16 protein-coding genes are annotated in these 26,554 nt (G+C 47.7%); 5 read left to right on the top strand and 11 right to left on the bottom strand.

Translation table 11 applies throughout. From position 1 onward, the window contains the following. Positions 1-26 precede the first annotated feature (26 nt). The 10 genes from EYC87_RS05095 to EYC87_RS05050 all read right to left on the bottom strand — a co-directional run bounded on the left by EYC87_RS05095 (position 27) and on the right by EYC87_RS05050 (position 16,221). A complete protein-coding gene (locus EYC87_RS05095) occupies positions 27-1,235 on the bottom strand; it encodes an iron-containing alcohol dehydrogenase (protein ID WP_279251922.1) in 1,209 nt (402 codons plus the stop codon). A gap of 86 nt (positions 1,236-1,321) precedes the next feature. Further along, entirely contained in the window at positions 1,322-2,956 is a 1,635-nt protein-coding gene (locus EYC87_RS05090; RefSeq protein ID WP_279251921.1) for an AMP-binding protein, read from the bottom strand. A gap of 10 nt (positions 2,957-2,966) precedes the next feature. After that, complete coding sequence (locus EYC87_RS05085) at positions 2,967-5,333, bottom strand: enoyl-CoA hydratase-related protein (RefSeq protein WP_279251920.1); 2,367 nt, start codon at positions 5,331-5,333, stop codon at positions 2,967-2,969. 1,037 nt (positions 5,334-6,370) lie between these two features. Next, a complete protein-coding gene (locus EYC87_RS05080; protein WP_279251919.1) occupies positions 6,371-7,198 on the bottom strand; it encodes an SDR family oxidoreductase in 828 nt (275 codons plus the stop codon). A 485-nt stretch (positions 7,199-7,683) separates the two neighbouring features. Beyond that, entirely contained in the window at positions 7,684-8,517 is an 834-nt protein-coding gene (locus EYC87_RS05075; RefSeq protein WP_279251918.1) for an MBL fold metallo-hydrolase, read from the bottom strand. A 128-nt stretch (positions 8,518-8,645) separates the two neighbouring features. Continuing rightward, positions 8,646-10,019: an APC family permease gene (locus EYC87_RS05070; RefSeq protein ID WP_279251917.1), complete on the bottom strand. Its 1,374-nt coding sequence runs from the start codon at positions 10,017-10,019 to the stop codon at positions 8,646-8,648. A gap of 151 nt (positions 10,020-10,170) precedes the next feature. Next, positions 10,171-11,076, bottom strand: coding sequence for a bifunctional methylenetetrahydrofolate dehydrogenase/methenyltetrahydrofolate cyclohydrolase FolD (gene folD, locus EYC87_RS05065; RefSeq protein ID WP_279251916.1), 906 nt, complete (start codon positions 11,074-11,076; stop codon positions 10,171-10,173). Continuing rightward, positions 11,048-11,908, bottom strand: coding sequence for a formyltetrahydrofolate deformylase (gene purU / locus EYC87_RS05060; protein ID WP_279251915.1), 861 nt, complete (start codon positions 11,906-11,908; stop codon positions 11,048-11,050). The genes folD and purU overlap by 29 nt, the downstream gene beginning before the upstream one ends. 50 nt (positions 11,909-11,958) lie before the next feature. Further along, complete coding sequence (locus EYC87_RS05055) at positions 11,959-14,424, bottom strand: GcvT family protein (RefSeq protein WP_279251914.1); 2,466 nt, start codon at positions 14,422-14,424, stop codon at positions 11,959-11,961. Between the two features lie 621 nt (positions 14,425-15,045). Next, the gene (locus tag EYC87_RS05050) at positions 15,046-16,221 is read right to left on the bottom strand and encodes an acyl-CoA dehydrogenase family protein (protein WP_279251913.1); all 1,176 of its coding nucleotides are present in this window, start codon (positions 16,219-16,221) and stop codon (positions 15,046-15,048) included. A 405-nt stretch (positions 16,222-16,626) separates the two neighbouring features. Here EYC87_RS05050 and EYC87_RS05045 point away from each other — a divergent pair, with 405 nt between their 5' ends. The 4 genes from EYC87_RS05045 (at position 16,627) to EYC87_RS05030 (ending at position 22,967) form a co-directional block, all read left to right on the top strand. Further along, positions 16,627-17,130, top strand: coding sequence for a helix-turn-helix domain-containing protein (locus EYC87_RS05045; protein WP_279251912.1), 504 nt, complete (start codon positions 16,627-16,629; stop codon positions 17,128-17,130). 218 nt (positions 17,131-17,348) lie between these two features. Next, positions 17,349-19,751, top strand: coding sequence for a TonB-dependent receptor (locus tag EYC87_RS05040; RefSeq protein ID WP_279251911.1), 2,403 nt, complete (start codon positions 17,349-17,351; stop codon positions 19,749-19,751). Positions 19,752-19,829: 78 nt separating this feature from the next. After that, positions 19,830-20,243 (top strand): AraC family transcriptional regulator ligand-binding domain-containing protein, encoded by a 414-nt coding sequence (locus tag EYC87_RS05035; protein WP_279251910.1) that lies wholly within the window; start codon positions 19,830-19,832, stop codon positions 20,241-20,243. A 285-nt stretch (positions 20,244-20,528) separates the two neighbouring features. Then, positions 20,529-22,967: a TonB-dependent receptor gene (locus EYC87_RS05030; protein WP_279251909.1), complete on the top strand. Its 2,439-nt coding sequence runs from the start codon at positions 20,529-20,531 to the stop codon at positions 22,965-22,967. A 179-nt stretch (positions 22,968-23,146) separates the two neighbouring features. Here the strand turns inward: EYC87_RS05030 and EYC87_RS05025 are convergent, their stop codons facing one another. Further along, entirely contained in the window at positions 23,147-25,360 is a 2,214-nt protein-coding gene (locus EYC87_RS05025) for a molybdopterin-containing oxidoreductase family protein (protein ID WP_279251908.1), read from the bottom strand. A gap of 390 nt (positions 25,361-25,750) precedes the next feature. Between EYC87_RS05025 and EYC87_RS05020 the strand changes: the two genes are divergently transcribed. Then, the coding region (locus tag EYC87_RS05020) for an AraC family transcriptional regulator ligand-binding domain-containing protein (RefSeq protein WP_279251907.1) at positions 25,751-26,554 on the top strand (804 nt) is incomplete at its 3' end.

The raw sequence follows: 26,554 nt of genomic DNA, 5'->3' as shown, positions 1-26,554 counted from the left end.
CCAAAATATTAACTTAGGTTCTAAACTTAACTGACCATCTTTCCAACCAAAGCCTCACACTGTGCCTGGTTCATATACTTGGGAACGGGATAGCTGTAGTGAGACTCCTTGAGCGCGGCTTTCGCAATCCCAGGAATATCTGACTCAATAAGAGCATCCAGCGTACTTGGAATATTTAAATCACTATTGAGTTGGCGCACAGCATCAACAAATTTTTGCGCCAGTACCGACTTAGACTCTGTGTCGCGCCCCAGCTCCACAGCCACGGCCAACTCCGATAATCGGTCTATACAGGCATCCTGACTGTAATCGAGAACATGAGGCAACACGATGGCATTTGCGAGACCGTGAGGGGTGTTATAGTAGCCGCCAAACTGATGAGCGATACCGTGAACATAACCTAACAGGGCTTTATTGAGGGCTAAAGACGCGTAACAGGAAGCCAGCGCCATGCTCTCACGGGCCTCAATGTTGCTGCCATTGCTGTAGGCTTCTCTCAAGTTTTCAAAAATCATTTTAACCGAGGCGATTGCGTAAGCATCCGACTCGTCGGAGGCGAGCGTAGAAATATAGGCCTCTACGGCGTGAGTTAAAGCATCCACCCCCGTAGCCGCGGTGATCGGCGCAGGCAGCCCCAGCATAACACTGGGATCGAGGGCCGCTGCAATCGGTACAGTTTTAGGTTCAGCAACGAAACCTTTTTTATGCGTAACAGGGTCGGAAATAACCGCACCCAAAGAGACTTCGGAGCCGGTTCCTGCTGTTGTTGGCACAGCAAACAGGGGTAAGCCTGGATTTTTTGCCTTGAAGAAACCCACCAGCTGTTCCGGAGTTTTCGTGTTGGTAGCGGCAATTGAGATAACTTTGGCAGTATCAATGGGTGAGCCTCCACCAAACGTGAAGATAGCATCACAGCTGTTTTCTTTCGCCAGTTTCAAGCCGGCATGAACTTGCGCAAAGGTGGGATTTGGCTCGACACCGTCATAAACCGTCACCCGGACGCCAGCGGTTTCAAACTTGGCTTTAACCGCATCCAGCAAACCCATTTCATGCAGTATTGCATCGGTCACAATCAGGACATGCTTGTAACCAAACTGAATCACATTGCCACACAATTGCAACGATGAACCTGGGCCACAATAAATCGTCGGCTTAGGCAGCGGCACTATTTTTAGCAACATCCCCGTCGCCAGCATTAATAATTTATAAAATGAGGTTTGAAGTAAAAAAATCATAATAACGTCCTAAAAGGATTATCGGTTTTAATTTAAAGACGGCTATGCATGCCACATTTATTCTGCCTAATAAATCAGCTTGCCAGTTAGATATCAGCCTCCCAGACGACCCCACTTGGATTTGTCGACATCAACACTTCCCGATATTGTCTCTCGATATTGTGTCTTTTTAGTTTCATTGTTGCCGTCAGCAGTTCATTTTCGATCGTCCAGGGGCTTTCAATGACAAACAATGCTGCCAATCTTTCGTGCGATTCGAGCTCGCCATTCAACTTATCGAGGGAGCCATTAAGACTATCGACAACTTCCTGGTTTTTATGGCCATTCTCTACATTCAAAACCACAAGCGCCACGGGTTGAGGCATCCCAGAGCCCGTTACACAAACCTGCTCAATAAAGGTATTTTCTGACACCAGTAATTCAATCGGCACAGGAGCAACATATTTACCTTTAGCGGTTTTGAATTGTTCCTTAAACCTGCCAGTGATTCTCCAGCCTTCATTTTCATCCACAACCCCTCGATCCCCGGTTTTTAACCAGCCCTGATCAAAGGTTTCTTGAGTCGCTTTTGGATTTTTATAATACTCATTAAACACAGAGGCTCCACGAACAAGAATCTCTCCTTGGTCAGAGAGTTTCACTTCAAGACCTTTGACCGGTATGCCAATACCTCCCAGCCGCTCTTTAGAAAATGGCGTATTGCTACATACCAGTCCTCCGGTCTCAGTCATCCCATATCCCTCGGAGATATCTATGCCAATTCGGCCATACCATTCCAGAAGACTCGGTGCAATGGGTGCGGCGCCAGATGCAAATACCTTACAGTGTTTGAACCCGAGTTTTTCACGGATTTGTGCTGCAATCATAGCGCCCTGATTCGATACCAATAACGGCTGTAGATCAGCATCTTTTTGGGTTGCCAACACCTGGAACTGTAACTTTGTCCATATTCTTGGAACCGCAAAGAAAATGGTGACCTGTGCATGGTGTAGATCTTGCACAAAGGTATTCAGACTTTCATTAAAGAAAATTTCCACGGAATTGTATATTGACCCCATGATCACCAAAGCTCGCTCTGCTATATGTGCCATGGGCAGATAGGAGAGCACGCGGTTGTGTGGGGCACAGTAGAAGTCATCGGCTCCCTTAACTCCGACGGCAAGGTGGCCGTGTGTAAGCACAACACCTTTAGGGTCTCCGGTGCTGCCTGATGTATAGACAATCGTTAAAGTGTTATCACTGGCAGGGTTATCAATCTTCATAAGTGGAGTATAGTTTTCCAGCCAATGATTCCAGTTAAACTCGGACTCAACCGTTGGATAGGGAAAGGCAATCTTCTTCAGGTCCCGACAAGCCTCCTCCGCCGCTCGGGTCTCGTCAAGCTTACCCATGAAGATGGCTGTTGCGCCACTGTGACTGATAACGTGTTTAATCGTATCCACACTGGCCGTCGTGTAAATGGGTACACTGATCATTCCGGCCATCATGATTGCCAGATCTGCCACGATCCACTCAGCACAGTTTTTCGCCAGAATGGCGATTCGATCACCCTTTTGGTAGCCTTGATCCAACAGGCCTGAGGCAATCTTTCTTGCCATGGTATCAACGTCTTTAAAGGAATAGGTATTCCATAGACTGTCGACAGGCTGATGCAAATAGGGTTGATCAGGATTCAGTTTCACTCGTTGAGAAAACTGTTGAAGTGGTAATAAATAGCTCACAATAAATTTCCTATTTTCCGATCCAGCGAGGCTTACGCTTCTGCGCAAAGGCCGTCGAGCCCTCAAAGAAGTCGTCACTATTGAGAAGATTATCGAACACCGTATGAGAAAAGGTGACCGCGTCATCCTCACCGGCAAAACGAGAACTTTCGTTAAGAAGTTGAAGGCTGCTGGAGACCGCCATCGGAGATGCCTCTGTGATCTTTAATGCAATCGCCTCAGCCTGCTTCATAAGCTGATCAGCTGGTACCACATAGTTGATCAGGCCTGCATCCAAAGCCTCTTGCGGAGTAATGGGCTCGCCCGTAATAATCATTTCAACCGCTTTCTTGCGTCCGATCTGCCGGGTTAACCGTTGCACACCACCCGCTCCCGCAAAAAGGCCCACCTTCACTTCAGGTAAACCAAAACGGGCATGCTCAACCGCCACGATAATGTCAGCAGCCATGGCGATCTCCAGCCCACCACCCAGCGCTACGCCATTTACTGCGGCAATAATGGGCTTGGTTCGATCGGTGCGGGATGTAATACCTGCAAAGCCTGTTTTAGGGACCCACATTTCCCCGCCTAAGGCCATATACTTCAAGTCATTACCCGCGGAGAAGGAGGCATCTCCTTCTCCCGTTATAATAGCGACCCAAAGATCCTTGTCTTTTTCGAAGGCATTGAAGACATTTTCCAACTCCTGGTTGGCAGGCGGATGCAGTGCATTTCTTGTCTCGGGTCTATTGATAGTGACCGTTAATATGTGGCCGTTTCTTGCCACTTTGCAAAATTCATAGCTGTCCTGAAATTCCTCTACCTGCTTCGGCGAGAACTCCAGCAGTCGCGGTTCACTGTAGGCGTATCGGTTGCCTTTTGGGTCCGCCTCAACAAAGATCGTCCGCCCCAGACAATCGCCCTTCAAAGTTTGCTGCAGCGTATCGGAATCGAGAAAAGGGTTGGTGGCATAAAAGCGCCTATTACTGCCTTTTAGCCGACCAATGATGACGCTGTTGAGCGGATTACCCTTGAAGTAGTTTATGATATAGGCTTCGAGAACCGCCTCGCCATGAGGGTTGTGTTCCACTTCGACTTCAGGGATTGCGTCTACAGCCCGCTGTAACTTGCCACTGTCACACGATGCCCAGCCGTCTTGCGGCGCAGCGGTTGAATAGACTCCAACAGAGTGTTTAGACATCCAGCCACCGTTGCCAGATGCCATGCCAAAGCTGCCAGGATCTTTTCTCAAAGTCTCAACCAGCGATGCAATGCCGTGCATAGTGTAATTATTTCCCGGGCCGCCGAAGTAGGCTAGGCCTCCCGTTTGGGTGAGTGGTCTGGGATCATTTTCTTCAATGCCCATGACCTCACAGGCCTCCGCGACCACAATAGGGAAACAGCTGTATAAATCGAAGTGTTCGATATCGGCACTTGTTTTGCCCGCCGCTTCCAACGCGTCTTTAAGCGCGAACTCCATGGCTCGGGAACGTCCAATTTTTTCGCGTTTCAGCATTACACGTTCTTTGGTGTCGGCATAGCCATGCAAATAGGTCCACTTTTCTTCTGCGATCCCCAGTTCTTTCGCTTTACCAACGGTAGTCAACAGTAGTGCTGCCCCCTGGTTAACGCCATCTTTGGCGACCAGGTTTTTTGGGTAGGGTGAGCACACCATCTTGTTGTTGTCCGTAACGGTAATCAGTTCTTCCGCCTCATAACTCTTGGTATTCATGGCGTAGGGATTGTCAGCCGCCACACGTGACAGTTTGGAAAAACAATTGGCCATCTTCTGGTTATAAGCATCTGCATCCAGGTCCTTCTCGCCCCGGCGTGCTTGCTCCATCAATCCGTAGAATTGAACCGGCTGCATCAAATTAAGTTCAAACTCCATACGAGTAACCATGTGGCTGCCGTCAAATGTTCCTCGATCCTCCAATTGCCCCGCAACCTCTTCACGCCAATCAAGCTGCACCTTGTGCTTTGATGCGACTTTGATATTCGCCATCGCCTCGCCGCCAGCGAGCAACACCATGTCACACTCACCCGCGTTTAACTTCTCGAAAAACTCTCCAACCAGTTTCTGTGGAGACTGCCCACCAGCAACCTCGTACACGGCCGAGCTTGGGTTGGCGCCAATCCGATTGCCCACAGAGCGGGGGAAATTGTTAGACCCACCAAAGGGGCATGTCTGGAATGGACCCGAATCGGCAAATGTTCGTACACAGGCGATGGTATCGATATGCTCGGCTAGGGAGTCATTCAAGGCATCGCTCATTGCCCGACTGGATGCTTGGGCGGCTAAATCGGCATGTGAAGAGCAGGACGTCAAATCCGCAGGAACCTGTTCTGTAACTTGACCTACGCCTACGATAATGGGCGTTTTATTACAAAGACTCATGTTAACTACCTTTTATATACATTCCCGTGATTTGGCTACGCCCTTTCGCATAACAACTTTCAATGTTCCCGCCAACCGGCGCTTAGAGTTAACAACTAAGATCTCTCGAAACACCTGGCCAAGGTTACCGAACAGTACCCCGACCACTAGCTTATTAACATGATGAAGGCGGCCCGACTTGATCAAAGCGGACACGTTCGTTACCCTTTCTATCCCTTCGGAATAACCACATGATTCACTAAGCAGGACACCCAAGATTGACAGCAACTAAATCTTCAGCAGCCTCCATCAAAATCCATATCAACAGTGTAAAAGTGAAGGGGTTATTTTAAGTGATGACTTAGTAGCCGCAGAGTATTTATACTCGGGCCAGTTAATCAAACCCCTGCCCTATGTGTACCCGGGCACCTACACCACCTCAAACGATGAGCTGTACTTAGGCAGGGTTTAAAACCCCGTTAAAAAATTCACAAAAGTTTTTATGCGAGCATTAATTTTTTCGGCCCTGAGGAATCCAGCGATTGCTGCGCCTCTACAATGCCGGTTACTTAAAAATTGTCAACTTACTGAGAATTAAACCAACTGATGGCCGCATCTACTTCGGGCTGAAGCCCGTTGGAATCGTGTCGCTAACATCCGCCATTTTACTTCTCCCGATTTAATATTTGGTATTGCGCAGCTGTTAGTCTTGCGTCGAAACCATCGCTACCGCACTAACCTAGTTGCGCATAGATTTCCACTTCCACCATCATGGTTTGCTCCTTTTTATGAGAGCGTTGTTTGGCTAATTGGTGGGCCAAAGTAATGGCGCGGGGTTTTTAATTCGCGTTTATTGGCCATACCTCATGCACAAGGCCAATACGATAAGCCTCTGGCCCCGATATTTTTTTGGCCCGTAAAATCATTTCAGCGCATAGTGACTGCCGACGCATTTAGATAAGCGGGCACTGCCGCCCCAGCCAGGAACCACGCCTAAATCCATTTCGGGCAGGCCGATTTGGGCATTTTCTTCAGCCGCTTCACCTGTGACTTAAACGTTATTTATCATCAAACGCTGGCATCTTGCCATGATCCACATTCGGAAACAGCGGTGAATCTAAAGGCGCTCCACCATCCACTTTGAGTGTTTCACCGGTAATAAACATCGCCGCAGGTGAAAGCAAGAAGGTCACAGCTGCCGACGCTTCTGCTTCAGTACCAAAACGGTAGGGTTTATTTTTCTTTGTCATTTCTAGAAAGGTTTTCTGAGACTCAGGGTCATAATTATCCAAACCTGAAGAATGGATAGCACCCAGTGCAACAGAGTTAATTCTTACACCACGTGCACCCCATTCAACGGCCAAGGATTTTGTCAAATTATCAACACCGGCTCTAGCAGCGCCGGTATGCGCCAAAACAGGAAAACCATTCCACATATTAGCGATGATATTGACAATAGCGCCACCATTTGTATTCATGCTTTTATTAAATGCCGCTTGCGACATTAAAAAAGTACCTGTTAGATTAGTATCAATTACCGCACGCCATCCTTTCGCTTTTATCGATTCAGCGGGTGATGCGAATTGTCCACCGGCATTATTCACAAGAAAATCAAGCTTGCCATATTTTTCTACAACAGTATCAATACACGCATTCACTTGATCTTCTTCACGGATATTACACATGAGACTTAAAGCGCGATCACCGTACTCCGCTAACGTTTCCATGGCTACCGCCAGTTTTTCTTCTTTACGCCCGGCAATTGCAACACTAGCACCCAGATGTAAAAGCTCTTTAGCGATACGTAAACCAATACCTGTACCACCACCAGAAACCAATGCTACCTTACCTTCGAAAATTCCATCTTTGAAAACTGTATTAATCATAATTTACCCTTCTTAATTTTCTACGGTTAGGTTGAATAATCTCCATTCCCCCTGCCTCAGAAACAGCAACAACTAATTCAGGATTAGAACAGGCTACATTGGGCCAAAAATAGTAGGAAAAACGATACCAACATGCTCTGTAAATTCAGTTTTAATTGAGTCATAGCGTTTATTCTCATGATGAAAGAGTATCTTAAAAGCCTGTTTTATATACATTCTCGCGATTTGGCTACGCCCTTTCTCATAACAACATTTTCAATTTTCCCGCCAACCGGTGCTTAGGGTTAACAACGAAGATCTCTCGAAACACCTGGCCAAGATTAACAAACAGTACCCCGACCACTAGCTCATTAACATGATGAAGGTGGCCGAACTTGATCAAAGCGGACAAGTTCGTTGCCGTTTCTATCCTAAAGCATAAAGGAGATTTATCGATGGGCCGCCTACAGAATATAAAGCCACCGCTCTATTTAGGTTGCCGTTGATTACGCCTCTTCTTCCTCCTCCAAGCTACGCAAACAAGCCGTAATTACATTGCGCTTCGACATACTGAAGCCGCTAACTAAGGCTGTTATATCTTCCTTGCCAATCAGCTGTCGCGTTATCGCTCGCACAGACAAACCCTTATCGCGCCAATAACGAACCTCTTCTCGCAACGAAACAATGAAATCGAGTTTTTTTGCTAAGGCGGCTGGTCCGTCACTAAGGATTCCACGGTGGGCACAGAACAACTCTTGAAAGTCCAGCTGCATCGCCGCGCGTAAGCTATGAATCATCTGACTGACGTTTTCTTCTCTCGTCATGTACTTGATTTGACTGGCAATATACAAATCACCTGAGAACAGCCAGCCTCTTTCTGGCTCGTAGAAGCAAGTCATATCATCTGAGTGCCCAGGAAAGTGCATAGGCTGTAACTCGATTCCGTCGCCTACGGCGATTCGGTCTGGAAAATGTTCTGTTGACACTAGAGACACTTGGCCAAAAGTAAGCTTGCGCACCATCTCTATCGCAAAACCGTTCTTTAACCGGCTATGGCTGTTTTCATGACACAAGACGTTGGCATTAAAGGCATCGTGAATGTGACCACCGTTACCGCTGTGATCCTCATGATAGTGGGTAACCAACGCTTGCTTGACCTTGCGCTCCTTAAGAAACGCCTCAACCAATCGCCACTCATTCGAAGGCCCTGTATCTATACAGGCATCACCGATGCGATAGACAATACATGTGCTCGTTAAACGCCAGTTGCCTTTACGGTCTGCGGCTCCAACACGCACTCCATCAACATGCGGATGATCGATACGATGTATTAAAGGCATAATAACCCACTATGTTTTAAGCACTCAAAACGACTAAGCATAAAATTGTGTAAACCATTTTCGATATTTTGCGATGGGCCCGGGATTACCGATAATCCTGAGACCGGCATTTCGAATGGCCGCCTGATTCAATCCCTGCGAGAGCGCTTGATCTCACTGTAACGCAGCGTAATTTCTCCCAGTGCGAGGGCTGTTACACCGCCGATAACCACCGGCCAGTCGAAGCCCTCACCTGGCACGTACATGAAGAGCAACACACTCATACAGATACAGGAAAAGCAGAGTACGGTAACCAGCCAGGCAACAGGCTTGCCCCCAGGTATCCGGAACGGCCTTTCTCTGTCCGGGTCATTAATACGTGCGTGCATAAAGGCAACGATTGCCCCCATGTAAGGTGTCATAAAGATCACGCCCTGCGCCGCAAACAGCAGCCAGAACAGCTCTTCGTTAGAGGTTGCCACCAGACCATAAAACCCGAGCAACAGGGTTACCAGCACGCCAACGACAATGCCGGCACCTACTGGTGTGCCGTACTTGGGATGTTCGTAACCCAGAAATGCCGGCATCTCTCCGTCCTGGGCAGACTTTGCAATTGTGCGGTTGGCACCCAATGACCAGGTGACCGCATTCGACAACAACGAAAACATAAAGCAGACACTCATCGCTATCGCCAGTGTCCGACCCATTCCACTATCACCAAACAGCGCCAGGAAGGTGTCCACCAATCCCTCGACCATATTGATGTCCTCAGCAGGAATCACTGCCAGTACCGCAAAGATACCCAGTACATTACCGAAGATAATAATCAGCCCGGAGAATAACGTGGCCCGGGGAATATCACGCACCGGATTTTCCATTTCGTCGCTGGCGGCACTCATCAGTTCAAAGCCCACCATGCCCCATATAACGATGGCGATGTACTGCACGCCTGAGCCCCATTCTGGGATAAAAGCCTGCACAGAGAAGTCATTGGCCAGCGGCTTGGCCGGGTCCAGCGCATGAAGAACGCCGGCAATTATCAATGCCCCGAAAGCAACCATTTTGACCAGCGCGCCAGCATTAGGAATCCATTTGCCATATTTCAAGGGCATGCAGGTCAAGCCAATAATCGCCCAATTAAATAGTATTGCCAGCACCAGCTGGCCACCCAGCTCCAGATCAGGCCAGAACAATTGCGAAAGAATTGAAGTGAACATCACAAATATCGAGGCGGACCAGATCGGCAGATTGATCCAGTACAACCAGGTCACGCGGGTCCCCCAACGCTTGCCAAGCGCGTCACGCACCCAGGCATAGATGCCGCCCTGCTCCGGATAGGCTGTACCCATTTCAGAGGTAATCAGCCCAAAGGGTAGAAAGAAGAGAACGGAAAAAGCCAACCAAAACGTCAGCGCAGCAGCACCCATACTGGCAGAACCGGCAAGGGTATCGAGAAACAAGATGGCAGAGACCGTAAACAGGGTCATGTCGACCATGCCCAGCGCTTTTTTATGTTGTGACATGCTTTCCTCTATAACTGAGATGAAGGGAGCATAGTCCCGGTGTGTACCTAGAGCAGTGCCTGAATTCCAGTGTTTCGTTGCCAAAATGCACGCTATCGCCCTGCTCCAACCAGCGATCCGGGGTGAACGCATTCTGAGCTTACCTAGATGTTTATTTTCTTAACTGCTGCGTTGCTGCCGTTAAGGTATTTTTCATCAAGCAAGCAATGGTCATAGGGCCAACACCACCGGGTACGGGAGTAATGGCACCGGCTACAGGCTCTACATCGGCAAAGTCTACGTCGCCTACCAGCTTTCTTTTACCATCCACTTCTATGGCATTGATACCTACATCAATAACAGCGGCGCCTGGCTTTATCCAATGGGACTTAACCATTTCGGAGCGGCCTACTGCGGCGACAACGATATCAGCCTGTTTGACGATTTCTTCAATATCACGAGTTCTTGAGTGAACGATGGTAACGGTACAACTCTGCTGAAGAAGTAGAGCGGCCATGGGCTTACCAACAATGTTGGAACGGCCGATTATAACGGCATTTTTGCCCGTCAAATCACCCAGCTCTCTTTGCAGCATGATCAAACATCCCAGTGGTGTGCAGGGTGTTAGCGTTTCTTGCCCAGAGTTTAATCGGCCAACATTAACGGGGTGAAAGCCGTCGACGTCTTTTTCTGGAGCAATGGCGTTGATAATATACTCTTCATCCAGATGCTCGGGTAAGGGCAGCTGAACCAAAATACCGTGAACTGCTGGGTCTTGGTTTAATTCATCAACAACCTTATTCAGGGTCGCTTGGTCTACATCAGCAGGTAGCTTTCTCTCAATAGAATTTAGGCCTGATTCATTCGCTCGCAGTACTTTATTGCGAACATAAACTTGACTAGCGGGATCTTCACCTACCAATACTACGGCAAGCCCTGGCTTGATATTGTATTGCTTTTCGAAGGACGCTACGTCCTTGGCTACTTCTTCTACAACAAGGGCTGCGAGTGCTTTTCCATCAATAATTGTTGCCATTACTTCTGCCCCCTTACTTGAAAATAATTGTTTTGTTGCCATCGAGAAATGTTCGATGTTCTGTGTGGAGTTTTACTGCAGTAGCCAGCGCTTGGGTTTCTGTATCTCGGCCAACGGCGACAAGCATCTCAGGTGTATAAGTGTGGTCAACATCCTGTACAGACTGGCTAAGAATAGGCCCTTCATCAAGATCACCTGTTACGTAATGAGCGGTTGCTCCAATAAGTTTTACGCCGCGATCAAATGCTTGGTGATAAGGCTTGGCACCTTTAAAACCCGGTAGGAATGAGTGATGAATATTGATTACTTTCCCTGACAGCTCAGTACATAGCTCGTCTGACAAAATTTGCATATAGCGGGCAAGAATGGTGAGTTCACTGTTTGTCTCTTCAATGATTTCCAGCAGCCTTGCTTCCTGCTGAGGCTTTGTATCTTTAGTCACGGGTAAGTGAATAAAGCGAATGCCTTCTCGCTCTACCATGGGGCGCAAGCCTTGGTGATTGGATACAACAGCAGTAATTTCTATATTGAGTTCGCCTTTGCGAAGGCGATAGAGTAAATCGTCTAAGCAGTGATCGTACTGGCTAACCATAATCAATGTACGAACGGTTTGGCTGGCAGGAATTATTTGCCAATCCATAGAAAACTTATCGGAAATAGCTTGAAACTCTTCCTGGATGCTCTCTTGTGTCGCATCGCCATTGTCGATATGAAAACGGCTGCGCATAAATAAATTCGCATTTTGTCTGTCATCGAAATGGCTGAGCTCAGAAATGTAGCAGCCTCTTTCGGCGAGAAAGCCGCTGACACCAGCGACGATTCCGCAGGCGGCTGGGCAGGTGGCTTTTAATATATATTCAGTCGTGTTTGTCACAATTGTCTATGCCTTCTTATTAATAGATTTAGCTTCACTGATTGCTTGGGCTAGCATTTGATTCTTTCCATTGTTGGATCAAACAATGGACGAAGTGAGGCTAGGGCCTTGTATCGCTTATTGCCAATCTCGATTTCCCACAGATCATTATTCACATTATCGGCGGTGATAATGTCGTCGGATTCTACAAATCCAAGACCCACTGCAGCACCTACTGTAAAGCCATAGGCTCCAGCGCGAATATAACCCGCAAATTCGCCGTTGTGATAAATCACTTCAGCATGGTAGAGCAGAGGCTCCGCGTCTTCCAATTTGAATTGTAATAAGCGGCGTTTGAAACCACCTTCAGCTTTTTGGGCGGCGAGTGCATCGCGGCCTATAAATCCGTCGGGCTTATCCAGTTTTACCGCGAAGCCAAGGCCTGCTTCAAGTGGTGTGTCGCAGTTATCAATATCATGGCCGTAATCTCTGTAGCCCTTTTCTAAGCGCAAGCTATTGAGTGTTTGCAGGCCTGCATGGGTGAGGTTGAAGGCTTTACCGGCTTCAACAACACGATCGTAAACCTGAATGGCATGTTCAGAGGGAATATAAAACTCCCAGCCTAGCTCACCGACATAAGTGACACGAATAGCCAGCACCCTGGCATAGTCTACATCTATGTATTGGCTGCTTAGATATGGGAAAGCTTCATTGCTTACATCGACACTGGTAAGAGTCTTTAATAGCTCTCGTGACTTCGGCCCGTGAATGTTTAACTGTGTATAGCTTGATGTGACATCCGTGACAAACGCATGGCTGTCTTTAGGAATATTGCGATCCATCCACATTTTCACGTGGCCGTGAGTGGTATCTGATGCGATAACCATATACTCGTTTCGAGCTAATCGTGTGACGGTCAAATCGGCTTCGAGTCCACCAGCCTCATTAGTCCACTGCGTATAGACAATGCGACCGTCTTCTACATCAATCTCATTACAGCAAATTTGATTGAGCACCTTACAGGCATCATTGCCCTGAACAAGAAACTTGCTCATAAACGACATATCCATCAGCACGACATCGTTGCGTGCGGCATGGTGCTCGGCCTCATGATCGGCAAACCAATTTTGTCTGCCCCAGCTATAACGCTCAACAACACCGGGTTTGCCGTCAGTGGCGTACCAATCAGCAATTTCCCAACCTGCGCTTTCGTTGAAATGGGCACCCGCTTTTAATAGGCGCTCGTGCAGTACAGACTGCTTTACATTTCTGGCTTTGCTCATGCCAAGGTTGGGGAAGTGGGGTTCATACATCTTACCCAATACTTCAACCAAGCGATCTTCTCGGTACTTGGGGTTTCTCTGGCAGTTGTGGAAGCGATTAACATTTATACCACTGACATCCCAGTCTGGGCGGCCATCAATAATCCAGCGTGCTAGCAGGCGACCAATACCACCGGCAGAGAGTATGCCGAGTGAGTTGAGGCCGCAGGCAACAAAGTAGTTTTCCAGTTCGGAGGCTTCGCCTACCAGAGGGGCCAGATCAGGGGTAAAACTCTCTGGTCCACAGAAAAACTTACGAATGCCCAGCTCAATGGCTTCAGGAACCCGTTCATAAGCCTTTTCAAGGAAAGGCATCATTCTATCCATGTCTGGATCAATCTCGCCAAAGGAGAAGTTTTCAGGAATGTGATCAACATTCCACGCTTTGGCGACAGGCTCAAAAAGGCCGATCATTAGGCCGCCGACTTCTTCTCGGTAATAGGCATAGCTATCAGGGTCTTCGAGAATAGGGAGGTCTCGGTGCATACCTTCCATATCATCTGTGATCAAATAATAGTGTTCTGCTGCCTGTAGCGGCAGGTTTACGCCAGCCATTTCACCAAACTGGCGGGCCCACATACCTGCGCAGTTAACAACAAACGGCGCTTCAATATCACCCTGGTCAGTTGATACGCCCGTTACGCGACCCTGTTCTTTATGAACACCAGTAACGCTAACGCCTTCAATAATACGTGCGCCCTGATTTCTAGCACCTTTGGCGAGAGACATGGTTAGGTCAACAGGGTTAGCTCGGCCATCCTCTGGGGTAAAAAAGCCAGCGATGACATCATCAAGCTTAGCTTTAGGCCAGTGCTCGCGAACTTCATCGACAGTAATTTCATTACAATTTATGCCTCGGGTACGCATAAAGGCGGCGGAACGGCGCATTTCTTCGAGTCTTTCTTCATTACAGGCGACTTGTAAGTAACCTACTGATTTAAAACCGGTAGCAAGGCCTGTTTCTTCTTCTAAGCGGCTATATAGGTCGCGACCATAGGTGAAGATATCTGTGCTGGTTTCGTCGCTGAGAAGGCCTGAGACAACAAGCCCAGCTGCATGCCATGTTGTGCCTGAGGTGAGTTGTTCCCGCTCTAGAACGACGACATCTTTACAGCCGAATTTAGTCAGGTGGTAAGCAAGGCTGCAACCAATGATGCCGCCGCCAACAATCACAATCTGGGCTTTTTCCGGTATGTCTATTTTTTTAGCTTGCATGCTTTTTCCTGAGTTTGGGCCATCGAGTTAGGCCTTGTTCTTCTAATTGACTAGGATAACTACCTTTTATATACATTCCCGTGATTTGGCTACGCCCTCTAACCAGCGGGATAGAGACCGTGTAAATATTGCTTACGTTAGTGCCATTGTCAGCTGATCCCAATCTATATTCACCTCACAACTCTCAAACCATCCTGCCGCTGTAATTAAAAAGTCCTATTGCCCAGCACCTACAACTCGCAGATGATAATCTGTATTTCCAAAAATCGCATCGATTGCAAGTAGGCGCTTTAAATAATACGTTGGCGAAAGTCATCTAAGTCAACTGTGGAACCATTCATAGTTAATTACCGGTTTTATAGTTTATCTATGTGTTTCTGTATGTTTCCATTCATTGTTTTTCTGTCTGACAAAAAGCAGGTCTTTCGTTAGTACGATCAAAACTTGTCTTTACACAAGCAATGACAGCCTAACTAACCGATTGACCCAGGTCTCTGCAGTGGTCTCGGTGTTCGGCCTATTCAAATATAGGGATATGAAGACGCTGTCTGGAGACATTTGTACAGCCTAGCGGCTTATAATCTATATTGTCTTGCAACTGGAGTTTGTATTGCCTAGCGCCTAAAGTTTGTATTGACTTGCAGCCAAGTCACGCATAATTTCTTCAGAGCCACCACCAATCGCATTGACGCGCACTTCCCTATAAATACGTTCAACTTTACTTCCACGTAAATAACTTGCTCCACCGAGAATCTGACTCGCCTCACGCGCACAAAATTCCATGGTTTCACTCGCTTGCACTTTCAGCATGGCTAAATCACCAGGGTGACAACGGCCCTCGATAAATGCCTCGGTAAGGTGTAACAGGTAAGCTTGTGTGGCATTTATTTTTTGTTTCATCAAGGCCACTTTATGTCGAATCACCTGATGATCAGCTAAACGCTTTCCAAAGGTCTTTCTCTCTTGCGCCCATGTTACTGCTTCTTCCAAACAACAACGCGCAGCAGCTTCCATAGCAGTTATCATAGCCAATCGCTCACTATTAAAGTTATGCATAATGACAAGAAAGCCATGCCCTTCTTCACCAATTAAATATTTCTTAGGCACCTTCACATTATCGAAATACAAAGTAGCCGTATCTGAACACCACCAACCTTGTTTTTTATCTAAAGGCGTTCGAGATACACCGGCAAGGTCCATCGGAATAAGCAACATAGAAACACCCTTAGGCCCTGCTTCACCCGTTCTGACCGCCGTGCTGACCCAGTTAGCCCCCATACCACCCGATATAAACGTTTTACTGCCATTCACAATATAGAAGTCGCCTTCAGCCTTTGCAGTGGTTTGAATGTTAGCTACATCTGAACCGCCCGAGGGTTCTGTAATGCCTAACGAGATCCTTTTCTCACCAGACAGTACCGCAGGCACCACCTCTTCCTTAATGTCATCACTCGCAAAATTAATCACAGGCGGCAAGCCAATACCGTGGACCAGCAAGGTACTACTAATCCCACCCGCAGAACCAATACGCGCTAACTCTTCGCCCACAATATTTATATAGTGCTGATCAATACCTTCTGAAACACCACCGTATTGTTCTGGGTATCCCAGTTGAAGCAAGCCAATGTCTGCCGCTTTAGCCCACATCTCATCAGGGATCTTTCCATTTTCATCCCAGTCATCAAGGTTAGGGGCAACTTCCTTATCCAAGAACTTGCGTAGTTGAGTACGCCATGATTCATGGTCTGCCGTTAAAAGACGGTTGTGTAAGCGTGCACTATCAAAATCTAAAGACATAGCTAAGCTCCATATTCGCTAAACTCCATACTTCCAAAATATGAATCGCCTCGGGTTTGTCGGAGGCCGATTTATTTTCTAACTGAGCTGGGATAGACATAGGCTTCTTTCCAATAAAACAGGTGGATAAAACGCATATTAGGAGTACAGGAAGGATAAATGCCCTTCTTTTTCCCAATCTAGAATAAAAAAGCAGGCTATTTGCAATTGACGAATATCTCTCGAAACACACTGCTAACGTTGAGAAATAGTATCCCGATCACTAGCTTGTTAACATGATGAAGGTGGCCGAAGTTGATCAAAGCGGACAAGTTCGTTACTATTTCCCTCCCTTCGGAATAACCACATGATTCACTAAGCGGGACATCCTATGGCTTCAGAGTCGATATTTGCAAAATTCGGCTAATGCACAAGGACGAGAGTGACCTCAAGCTTTATGAGGAGCACTTCGGCTGTCCGGTTGAGTTCGGACACCATCAAAATGAAATTCTTTTTGATAAGAGTATTACTGAATTAGTCCAACCTCGAAAAGACCCCGCCTTCTCACTACACTGCCTTGACGAATGCAAGAAAATCATCGGTAGGCTCAAGCAAAGATCTGAGATTGTTTCACAGATACGCGAAATCATACTCGCCGAACCCGGTTATTTCCCCACCGCGACAGAAGTTGCACAGACACTGGAGTGCACTACCAGAACACTACGCCGAAAATTGTCTAATGACGGCACCAATTACCAAGCCATTCTCAACGAAATAAGATCAGAGATTGCCAAAGATTACCTAAAATTCAACCTGCCCATCGAACAGATCGCTGGGATGCTCGGGTTTAGTGAGGCATCCGCATTTTCTAACGCCTTCAAGACCTGGGAATCGATTTCGCCAAAAGACTATCGCCTTAACAATCGATAATGCACCGGGTATATCTTCCCTCCTCTTCGACATAAATGGCATCAAAACTGTCCGCTTTGATCAAGTCAGGCCGTCTTCATCATGTTAACAAGCTTGTGATCGGGATACTGTTTCTGAACGTCCGGTAATGATCTCGAATGATCTACGTAGGCAACAATGCCTAATATCTTGCCCTAGAAGCAGACCGCTGCGGAATATAAACTATCAGGGAGCTACAAATGACTCACCCAAAACACCGAGGCGCTCGCAAGCGTATTTTCACAGGCGTCTTTGCCGCCACCATGGCCCTGGCTGGCACAGCCAATGCCCAAAAGCTCGAAGAAGTGCTGGTAACCGCCCAGAAGCGGGTTGAAAGCCTGCAGGACGTACCTATCTCAGTAGCTGCCGTGTCCAGCGACAAAATGACCGATTTCGGCATTACGGATATGGAAAACCTCTCGGCTTATGTACCCAACTTCACCATTAACGAAACCGGGATCTCCACCACCGTAACCATCCGGGGTATATCTTCGGGTGTTAACCCGGGCTTTGAACTATCCGTGGGCATGTATAACGACGGCATCTACTACGGCCGTGATCAGTTAGCCCGCGTGCCTATGATGGACCTTGAACGGGTGGAAGTCCTGCGTGGACCTCAGGGCATCCTGTTTGGTAAGAACAGCATCGCCGGTGCGGTCAGCATGATCTCTGCAAAGCCCACCGATGAGTTCGAAGCCTCCATACGCGGCCTGTACGAGCCCGATGCGGATGAAAAGGATATCCGTGGAACCATCTCTGGCCCCATAACAGAGAACCTGAGTGGTCGTCTGGCTTTCCTGTACCGCGAAATGGACGGCTACATGGAGAACACCTATCTGGACCGTGATGAACAGGGGGAAGAAGAGACCTTCATTCGCGGCGCTCTGCAATGGCAAGCTACAGACAATTTTGTTGCCAACCTGAAAGTCTCCAGGGCCACATTCGATGTGGATGGCCGTAACGTTGATGTTTTCAACAGCATTGGCAGCCCCGACCACCTAACGGTTCTAAACGGTATTCAAACTGCTTTGGGGCGCCCCGCAGTGGGCGGCGAGCTGGATTACAAACGTGATAACAACGGCGACCTCAGCGACAATACTGTCGACAACGCCGCCTTACGAATGGACTGGACGCTTGAGCCCTTCACCGTTACCTCGATCACCGGTTTCGTCGGTTATGAATACGAAGAAATCTGCGACTGTGATTTTACCGCTGCCCTGGTCGTTGATTCTGACGTTGACTCAGACTATAGCCAGTTCAGCCAGGAGCTACGTCTGACATCTCTCGGTGGCGAGACCATTGATTATATCGCTGGCGTGTTTTACCAAACCTCCGAACTGTATTTCAGCGACAGTGTCAATCTGGTGGATGACACGATTCTGACCCAGGTTCTAGGAGGCCTCTCCCCGGCCCTGGCGCCGCTGGCAAACCTTTCCGCGTCTAAGCGTAACTTTGAACAGGACTCAGACCTTTGGGCTGTGTTTGCACAGGTGACCTGGAACATTAACGATGCCTGGCGCCTGACGGTTGGCGGTCGCTATACCGATGAATCCAAGGACGCCTCCAAAGACCAGCAGCACCTGTCTGGCTCTAATTTTGGCAGCACTTTCCTTCCCCCCGAACCCAATGGCGAGTCCATTCCAACCCTCTACAACTTTATGTTTGGGGCCTTCGGTATCGAACCCTATGAGGAAGTTAAAGGTGACCTGGATGAAACTGCCTTCACCCCGGTAGTAACCGCGCAGTGGGATGCAACGGATGACACCATGCTGTATGCCACCTGGACCAAGGGCTTCAAATCCGGCGGATTCGACGCACGCTCCAACGCACACCCGGATCCCGCGGTGATGAACGCGGTCAACGCGATCACAGGCCAGGATCTGGTGGGTACTTTTGAGTTTGATGAAGAAGAAGCAAACAGCGCCGAACTGGGCGCCAAAATGCGCTTTGCCGGCGGCAGGGCCGAACTGAATGCGGCACTTTACTACACTGAGTACACTGACCTACAGGTGTCCCAGTTTGACGGCACGTTGGGCTTTAACGTAACCAACGCCGGTGAAGCGACGGCACAGGGTGTAGAGCTTGACGGCCGCTGGGCGGCAACCGATTCGCTGACTTTGAGCGGTGGCATCGCCTACCTGGACTTCAATTATGACTCTTTTCCCAACTCGCAGTGTGCGTTCGGGCAAGCACCAGACTCACCCGACTTCCCCGGGCTGTGCGATGCGACCGGCAAGCGCAAAGAGTACACCCCTGAAATAACCGCCACTCTGAGCGCTGATTGGCGCCGCCCCATTGGCAACCTGGAGCTGCGGGCAGGGCTGGATGTTAACTATATGGATTCTTATCTGTATTCTGCCGTCCTGGATCCCAACACCAAGCAGGATAGCTCTGCTATCTGGAATGGCCGCATTGCTCTGGCAAGTGTCAATGACACCTGGGAAGTCGCGCTTCTGGGACGCAACCTCAGCGATGAAACCGTGCTGAACTACGGTGGTAATACACCTCTAGCCGGCATCCTGACTCAAGGCGGCGGCAACTCTTACTATGCCTTCGTCAACCGTCCCCGTAACTATGCCGTACAGCTTAGCTACAAGTTCTAGGATTAACGGCTAATACTTCAGGGCGCTTCGGCGCCCTTTTTTATATGGGGGTCATCAACCTGACCCCCTATTTGTTCTGTGAGAGTAACTGATCGAAATAGGCATCGAGTCGAGAGCCTTGGCATGCTTGGCTATGCCATGCTGACGGCGAGAACGGTTGGTGAGGCAATGCTTATCTGCCAGGATTACGATCCGCTCATATTCGGTCACTTCAAACACTCTGTGTTTAATGAAGGTAGTCTTTTAGGGATTGCCTTTCAGGAGCAGTACGATACGCCGGAGTCACTATTGCAAATCTTCTCGGATAGAGCCCTCGAAGGCGCCCTCACGGGATTGCAGACATCCTGTGGCTTCAGATTCGATATTTGCAAAATTCGGCTAATGCACAAGGACGAGAATGACCTCAAGCTTTATGAGGAGCACTTCGCTTTCCGGTTGAGCTCGGACACCATCAAAATGAAATTCTTTTTGATAAGAGTATTACTGAATTAGTCCAACCTCGAAAAGACACCGCCTTCTCACAACACTGCATTGACGAATGCAAGAAAATCATCGGTAGGCTCAGGCAAAGATCTGAGTTTGTTTCACAGATACGCGAAAGAATAATGGCATCAAAACAGTCCGCTTTGATCAAGTCAAGCCACTTTCATCATGTTAACAAGCTTGTGATCCGGATACCATTTCTGAACATCCGGTAATGATCCCGAATGATCTACGTAGGCAACAACGTTGGCCGGCAATAAGAGCCAATTAATTATAATAACTTTGGGATTCACTATGAAGAAAACCAATCGTTTTACTTACACAAAACTAGCAGTGGCAATTTTCGCGGCAGGTGCTAGTGCTACAACGTCAGCACAAATGTTAGAAGAAATTATCGTTACAGCACAACAACGTGCCCAGTCACTGCAAGACGTACCCGTCTCAGTTTCGGTTATTTCAGCACAGAAAATATCTAATGCCGGTATTGTAGATTTAGAAAGTCTGTCTGCTTACGTGCCCAACTTCTCTATTAATGAAACGGGTGTTTCAAACACCATTACAATACGTGGTATTTCTTCAGGGCTTAACCCAGGGTTTGAACAATCGGTTGGTATGTATAACGACGGTGTATTTTATGGCCGTGACCAATTAGCCCGGGTGCCATTGTTTGATTTACAGCGCGTGGAAGTATTGCGCGGTACTCAAAGTATTTTGTTTGGTAAGAATAGTATTGCTGGAGCCGTTAGCATGATATCGGCAAAACCAACTGATGAATTTGAAGGCTCGTTTACCGCATTGTATGAACCTGATGCGGAGGAAGAAGATCTGCGCTTAGTATTGTCGGGGCCATTAACAGATGGCTTACGCGGTCGTCTATCGATAATGGATCGACAGCAAGAGGGTTATTTTAAAAACACGACACTGGATAGAGATGAGCAAATTGAAGAGGAGTCATTCATTCGCGGAACGTTGGCGTGGGATGTAACTGATAATGTGACCGCTAGTTTGAAAGTATCGCAAGCAAATTTTGATACTGAAGGGCATAACAGTGAGGTCTTTAATAGTATTGATAACGGTGAAGCTGGCTCGGTTGATCACTTAACGGTTTTAAACAGTATTCAGTCTACATTAGGCCGCCCATTAGTTGACGGGAAGTTAGACCGAGTACGCGATAACAACGGCGATACTAGTGAAAGCGAAGTTAATAACGTTACTTTAAGTATAGAGTGGGCATTAGAAGGCCTAACCATCTCGTCTACGACGGCAATGGTTGGTTACGATATAGAAGCGCTATGTGACTGTGACTTTTCTGGTGCAGTAGTATTTAACGCCAGCTTTGTTGAAGAATATGAGCAATTTAGTCAAGAGTTCAGGTTTACCTCTGAACTTGGTAATACGTTTGACTACATCGGCGGCCTATTTTATCAAAGCAGTGAGTTAGATTTTAGCGACGCTGTCGATCTGCCTGTAAACGGGATTGTGCCCATAGCGATTAATAGTTTAAGCCCTGCGGCAGGGCCTATTGCGGCACTTGCACCGGGTGCAGCAACTAAACGTAATTTTGAGAATGATAGCGATCTGTGGGCTGCTTTTTTGCAAGTTACATGGAATATTAATGATGACTTGCGCTTAACCGTCGGTGGTCGTTATACCGATGAAACCAAAGAAGCCTCGCGAGAGCAGGTTCATTTCACCGCAGCAGGTGTTGCTGTTCCCGCTCCAACCACTCCGTGGGCATTAGATGTAACCAACCTAGGAACCTATGACAATCTGTTCGGTCTTTTCTCGATAGAGCCTTATGAAGAAATTAAGGGCGATCTTGACGATACCTCATTCAGTCCGGTTATTACTGGCCAATGGGATATGAACGATGAAACGATGCTTTATGCAACATGGACTAAGGGCTTTAAATCTGGCGGCTTTGATACTCGATCAAACGGCCATCCTGATGCCTCGGTTAATAACGCACAGAACGTTGCAGCGCTATTAGGCGGACGTGATAGCACCATTACTGGTAGTTTCGAGTTTGATCGCGAAGAAGCTGAAACCATTGAGTTGGGTTCAAAAATGTCTCTTTCTGACGGCGCTGCCGAACTAAATCTCGCCTTATACCGCACCGAGTTTACTGATTTACAAACTTCTCAGTTTGACGGGGTGTTAGGTTTTAACGTAACCAATGCTGGTGAAGCAACGGTACAGGGCCTTGAAGTAGATGGTCGTTGGGCTGTAACGGAAAGCTTAGTGCTAAACGCATCTGGTGCCTATTTAGACTTTAACTTTGATGATTTTCCTAACTCCCAGTGTGCTTTTGGCCAAGCGCCTAACTCGCCAGACTTCCCTGGATTGTGTGATCAGTCAGGTAAGCGTAAAGAGTATACCCCTGAGTATCAGTTTAACATTGGTGCAAATTGGGAGGCGGCGATTACTGACGGGCTAGTACTCAAATTAGCTGCTGACGTAAATTACATGGATGATTATTTGTATGCCGCTACACTTGATGAGGAAACTCGCCAAGATGCAACTACCGTTGTTAATGCACGTATAGCGCTGGCAGAGGTTAATAATGTTTGGGAAGTTGCTTTAATCGGAAGAAACTTAACCGATGAAGAAATCTTAAACTTTGGTGGTAACACGCCATTAGCGAGCACGTTGACAAGTGGAACCGGTAATTCTTATTACGCGTTTGTTAACCGTCCTCGTAATGTAGCGGTTCAGTTTAACTATAACTTCTAGTTTTAAATAACCAAAACTAAGGGCTGCATGTTGCATGCCCTTTTTTATGCTCGCTTTAAATTGCGATATTCACCAGCTGATACTCCGGTCCAATTTTTAAACGCGCGAGAAAAGTTACTCGGAAAAGTCTGTGGACATACATCGATCTCGCATTCGAGGAAATGGGTATAAGAGAAAAATCAGCCATTTTTGTTTACCTCGCTATTTTTATCTGTAAGTACTTTCTGCGTTGGGGATGCTTTGCTTAGCTGTACCGGAATACCGTTAAGCGCAGCATTGCCCGATATTTTGTCCATATCAGCCGGGTTGTCGCTGGCAATAATATTGGAGTTAACTCCACCACGGGCATTAGCATTTTCCCAACCGCCCTGATGACCCCATCCGTGGGGAAGCGCTAGATTACCCCGATTCATTGTATCGGTTAATTTCGCTTCAACTTCCAGCTTTCCATAAGGCGAGCAGATCTGCACCATATCACCATTCTGGATATTCCGTGCCCTGGCATCCTCTGGATGAATACGCGCAGTATGCTTGTACGATGCAATCTCCGGCGAGAGGACATTATGCATCCAGGAATTATGCGTCAGCTTTTCCCGCATACCAATCATGCGTAATGGATACTCATCATTTAAGTAGAAATCATCGTTTTTGAGGCGTTCCATTTCGGCGCAAAGCTCTGGTGTTCCCAGATGGACTTTCTTGTCAGGCGTCTGTAATTTCTTGGCAATATCGCTATCAGGTAACTGTTCGTGCAGAACAAAACCATTGGGGTATTGGGTTTGTAATTTTTTCAGATTCAGCCCCCCCGGCTTTAAGCCATACTTATCACCGACTGAACTGGTGCGAATCATTAGGTCCATTAAATGTCTGGGTTTTGCACGCAAACCCATTTTGGCTAGTATCCGCAGGGGGCGGAATGGCAATGTCGAACCATGGCCCAGACGCCGACAAATCTCGTCCAGTATCTCCCAGTCTTCACGTGACTCTCCCTGTTTAGGGATAACTGCTTCGGTTGCAAACAAAGTAGGTCTCAGCATCTCCATAAAACCCAGTAGAGGTATATCCTCGCGCTCGTACATTCCTGCTGAGGGGAGAATATAGTCGGCAAAACGGTTGGTTTCATTCATGTATAAATCCAATGAAACAAATAGATCCAGCTTTTGCATCGCCGCATCCATTTTTGGTCCGGCACCAGTAGATGTTAAGCAAGGATTAGCGGCGATCATTAATAGCGTTTTTACCTGCTCTGGGCCGGGTGTTTCGATGTCATTGATCATTGATAGCGACGGCAGGGTGCCGCCGACATCAGGCAGACCGGAAGCGCGTCCCGGGTTTTCACCGATACTGTTGCCGCCAAATTTAGCCGCGTCAATAATCCCGGCGCCAAATTTATTGCCGCCCTCGCGGCCTAAATGACCGGTGACGACTATTAGGCAGTTGATTAGCAAAGTGGTTAATGTGCCGAAGCGCGTAATGGAGGTGCCCAAGCGGTAATGTATGCAGGCACGCTTGTTTGTTGCAAAGTCTCTAGCAATTTCGCGGATGGTTGATGCTGGAATGCCGCTGTGAGTCTCGGCCCATTCCGGAGTACACCCTGTTACTGCCTGCTTTAATGCCTCATACCCACTGGTGTGGGATTCGACAAAATTTATATCCACCCAGGCTTGTTCAATGACCTCATAAATCAAGGCCGAAATAAGGTAGGCATCGGACCCCGCCTGAATGGGGATATGGGTATTACCTTTGGCAGTTTCTGTGCGCCGCGGATCAATTACAACCACCTGCCCACCGCGCTTGCGAATGTCTTTCAGCGCCATCGCCACCCGCGGTTCTGATATGGTGGATCCATGCGATACCAGCGGATTGGCACCAACGATTAGTACATAATCTGTATGCCATAAATCCGGTACGGTAAATCCACCCATGGAGCCATACATTAGAATGAGGGCAGCCTTGACGGCTTTGCCATCCTCAGCATCGACGTCATAGCGCCACTTTATGCCCAGTGCTTTGCAGAAGCTATCCATCACCAGTGCATTGGCGGAGGAAAACACTGCTGGATTGCCGCGGTAAAATGCTACGGCTTCTTTGCCGAAATTCGACTTGGTGTTCTTCAGGCTTGTACATATCTCGTTAAAAGCCTGCTCCCAGCTAATACGGGTGAACTCACCGGGCTCACCAGTACGTTTCATTGGATGTAAAATACGATCGGGATCATAGGTCACATCGACCATTTTAGAGGCTTTCTTGCAGAAATGACCTCGGGACGACAGATGATCCGGATTTGGACCAATTTTGGTTATTCTGCCGTTCTCCACGGTTGCCAAGACACCGCAAAGAGGTTCGCAAACGCGGCAGAAGGTGGATACTGTGTCAACTGTGGAACCATTCATAGTTAATTACCGGTTTTATAGTTTATCTATACGTTTCTGAATGTTTCCATTCATTTTTTTCTGTCTGACAAAAATCAGGTCTTTCGTTAGCACGATCAAAACTTGTCTTTACACAAGCAATGACAGCCTAACTAACCGCTAGAACAACGCTGGTTAGAACTGATATAGAAGGATAAATACCCTTATTCTTCCCAATCTACAATAAAAAAGCAGGCTATTGGCAATTGACGAAGATCTCTCGAAACTTCCGGCTGAAATTAAGAAATGGTATCCCGACCACTAGCTTTTTAACATGATGAAGGTGGCCGGGCTTGATCAAAGCGGACAGGTTCGTTACCCTATCTATCCCTTCGGAATAGCCACATGATTCACCAAGCAGGAGATCCTAGAGTGACAGTAGCCAAATCTTCAGCGGCCTCCATTGACATACATATCAAGAGCATAAAACCGGTTATCGAGGCGATGCGAGCGTTGGGGTTCTCTCCGCAAAGCTGTATAAAAGGGACTGGCCTTCATCTGGACTGGCTTGAAGGAAGTGATGACTCTGAGAGATATTTGACATTGGAACAGGAGTATTTGATTTATCAAAATATTCTACAGATCAGTCAAGATCCGTACATCGGATTAAAAATCGGCCGCACCTATCGAATCGAGAGCTTTGGTATGCTGGGCTATGCCATGCTGACGGCGAGAACGGCTGGTGAGGCAATGCATATCGGCCTGGATTACGACCCGCTCAGTTTCGGTCACTTCAAACACTCTCAGTTTAATGAAGGTAGTCTTTTAGGGATTGCCTTTCAGGAGCAGTACGATACGCCGGAGTCACTATTGCAAATCTTCTCGGATAGAGCCCTCGAGGCCGCCCGCAATACAATACAGACATCCTTAGGCTTCAGAATCGATATTTGCAAAATTCGGCTAATGCACAAGGACGAGAATGACCTCAAGCTTTATGGGGAGCACTTCGGCTGTCAGGTTGAGCTCGGACACCATCAAAATGAAATTCTTTTTGATAAGAGTATTGCTGAATTAGTCCAATCTCGAAAAGACCCCGCCTTCTCACAACACTGCCTTGACGAATGCAAGAAAATCATCGGTAGGCTCAAGCAAAGATCTGAGATTGTTTCACAGATACGCGAAATCATACTCGCCGAACCCGGTTATTTCCCCACCGCGACAGAAGTTGCACAGACA

The sequence above is a fragment of the Candidatus Seongchinamella marina genome, assembly GCF_026262685.1.
Lineage (GTDB): Bacteria > Pseudomonadota > Gammaproteobacteria > Pseudomonadales > Halieaceae > Halioglobus > Halioglobus marinus.
The sequence above is the reverse complement of the archived record's forward strand: the minus strand, read 5'-3'. Positions and strand labels throughout refer to the sequence as shown.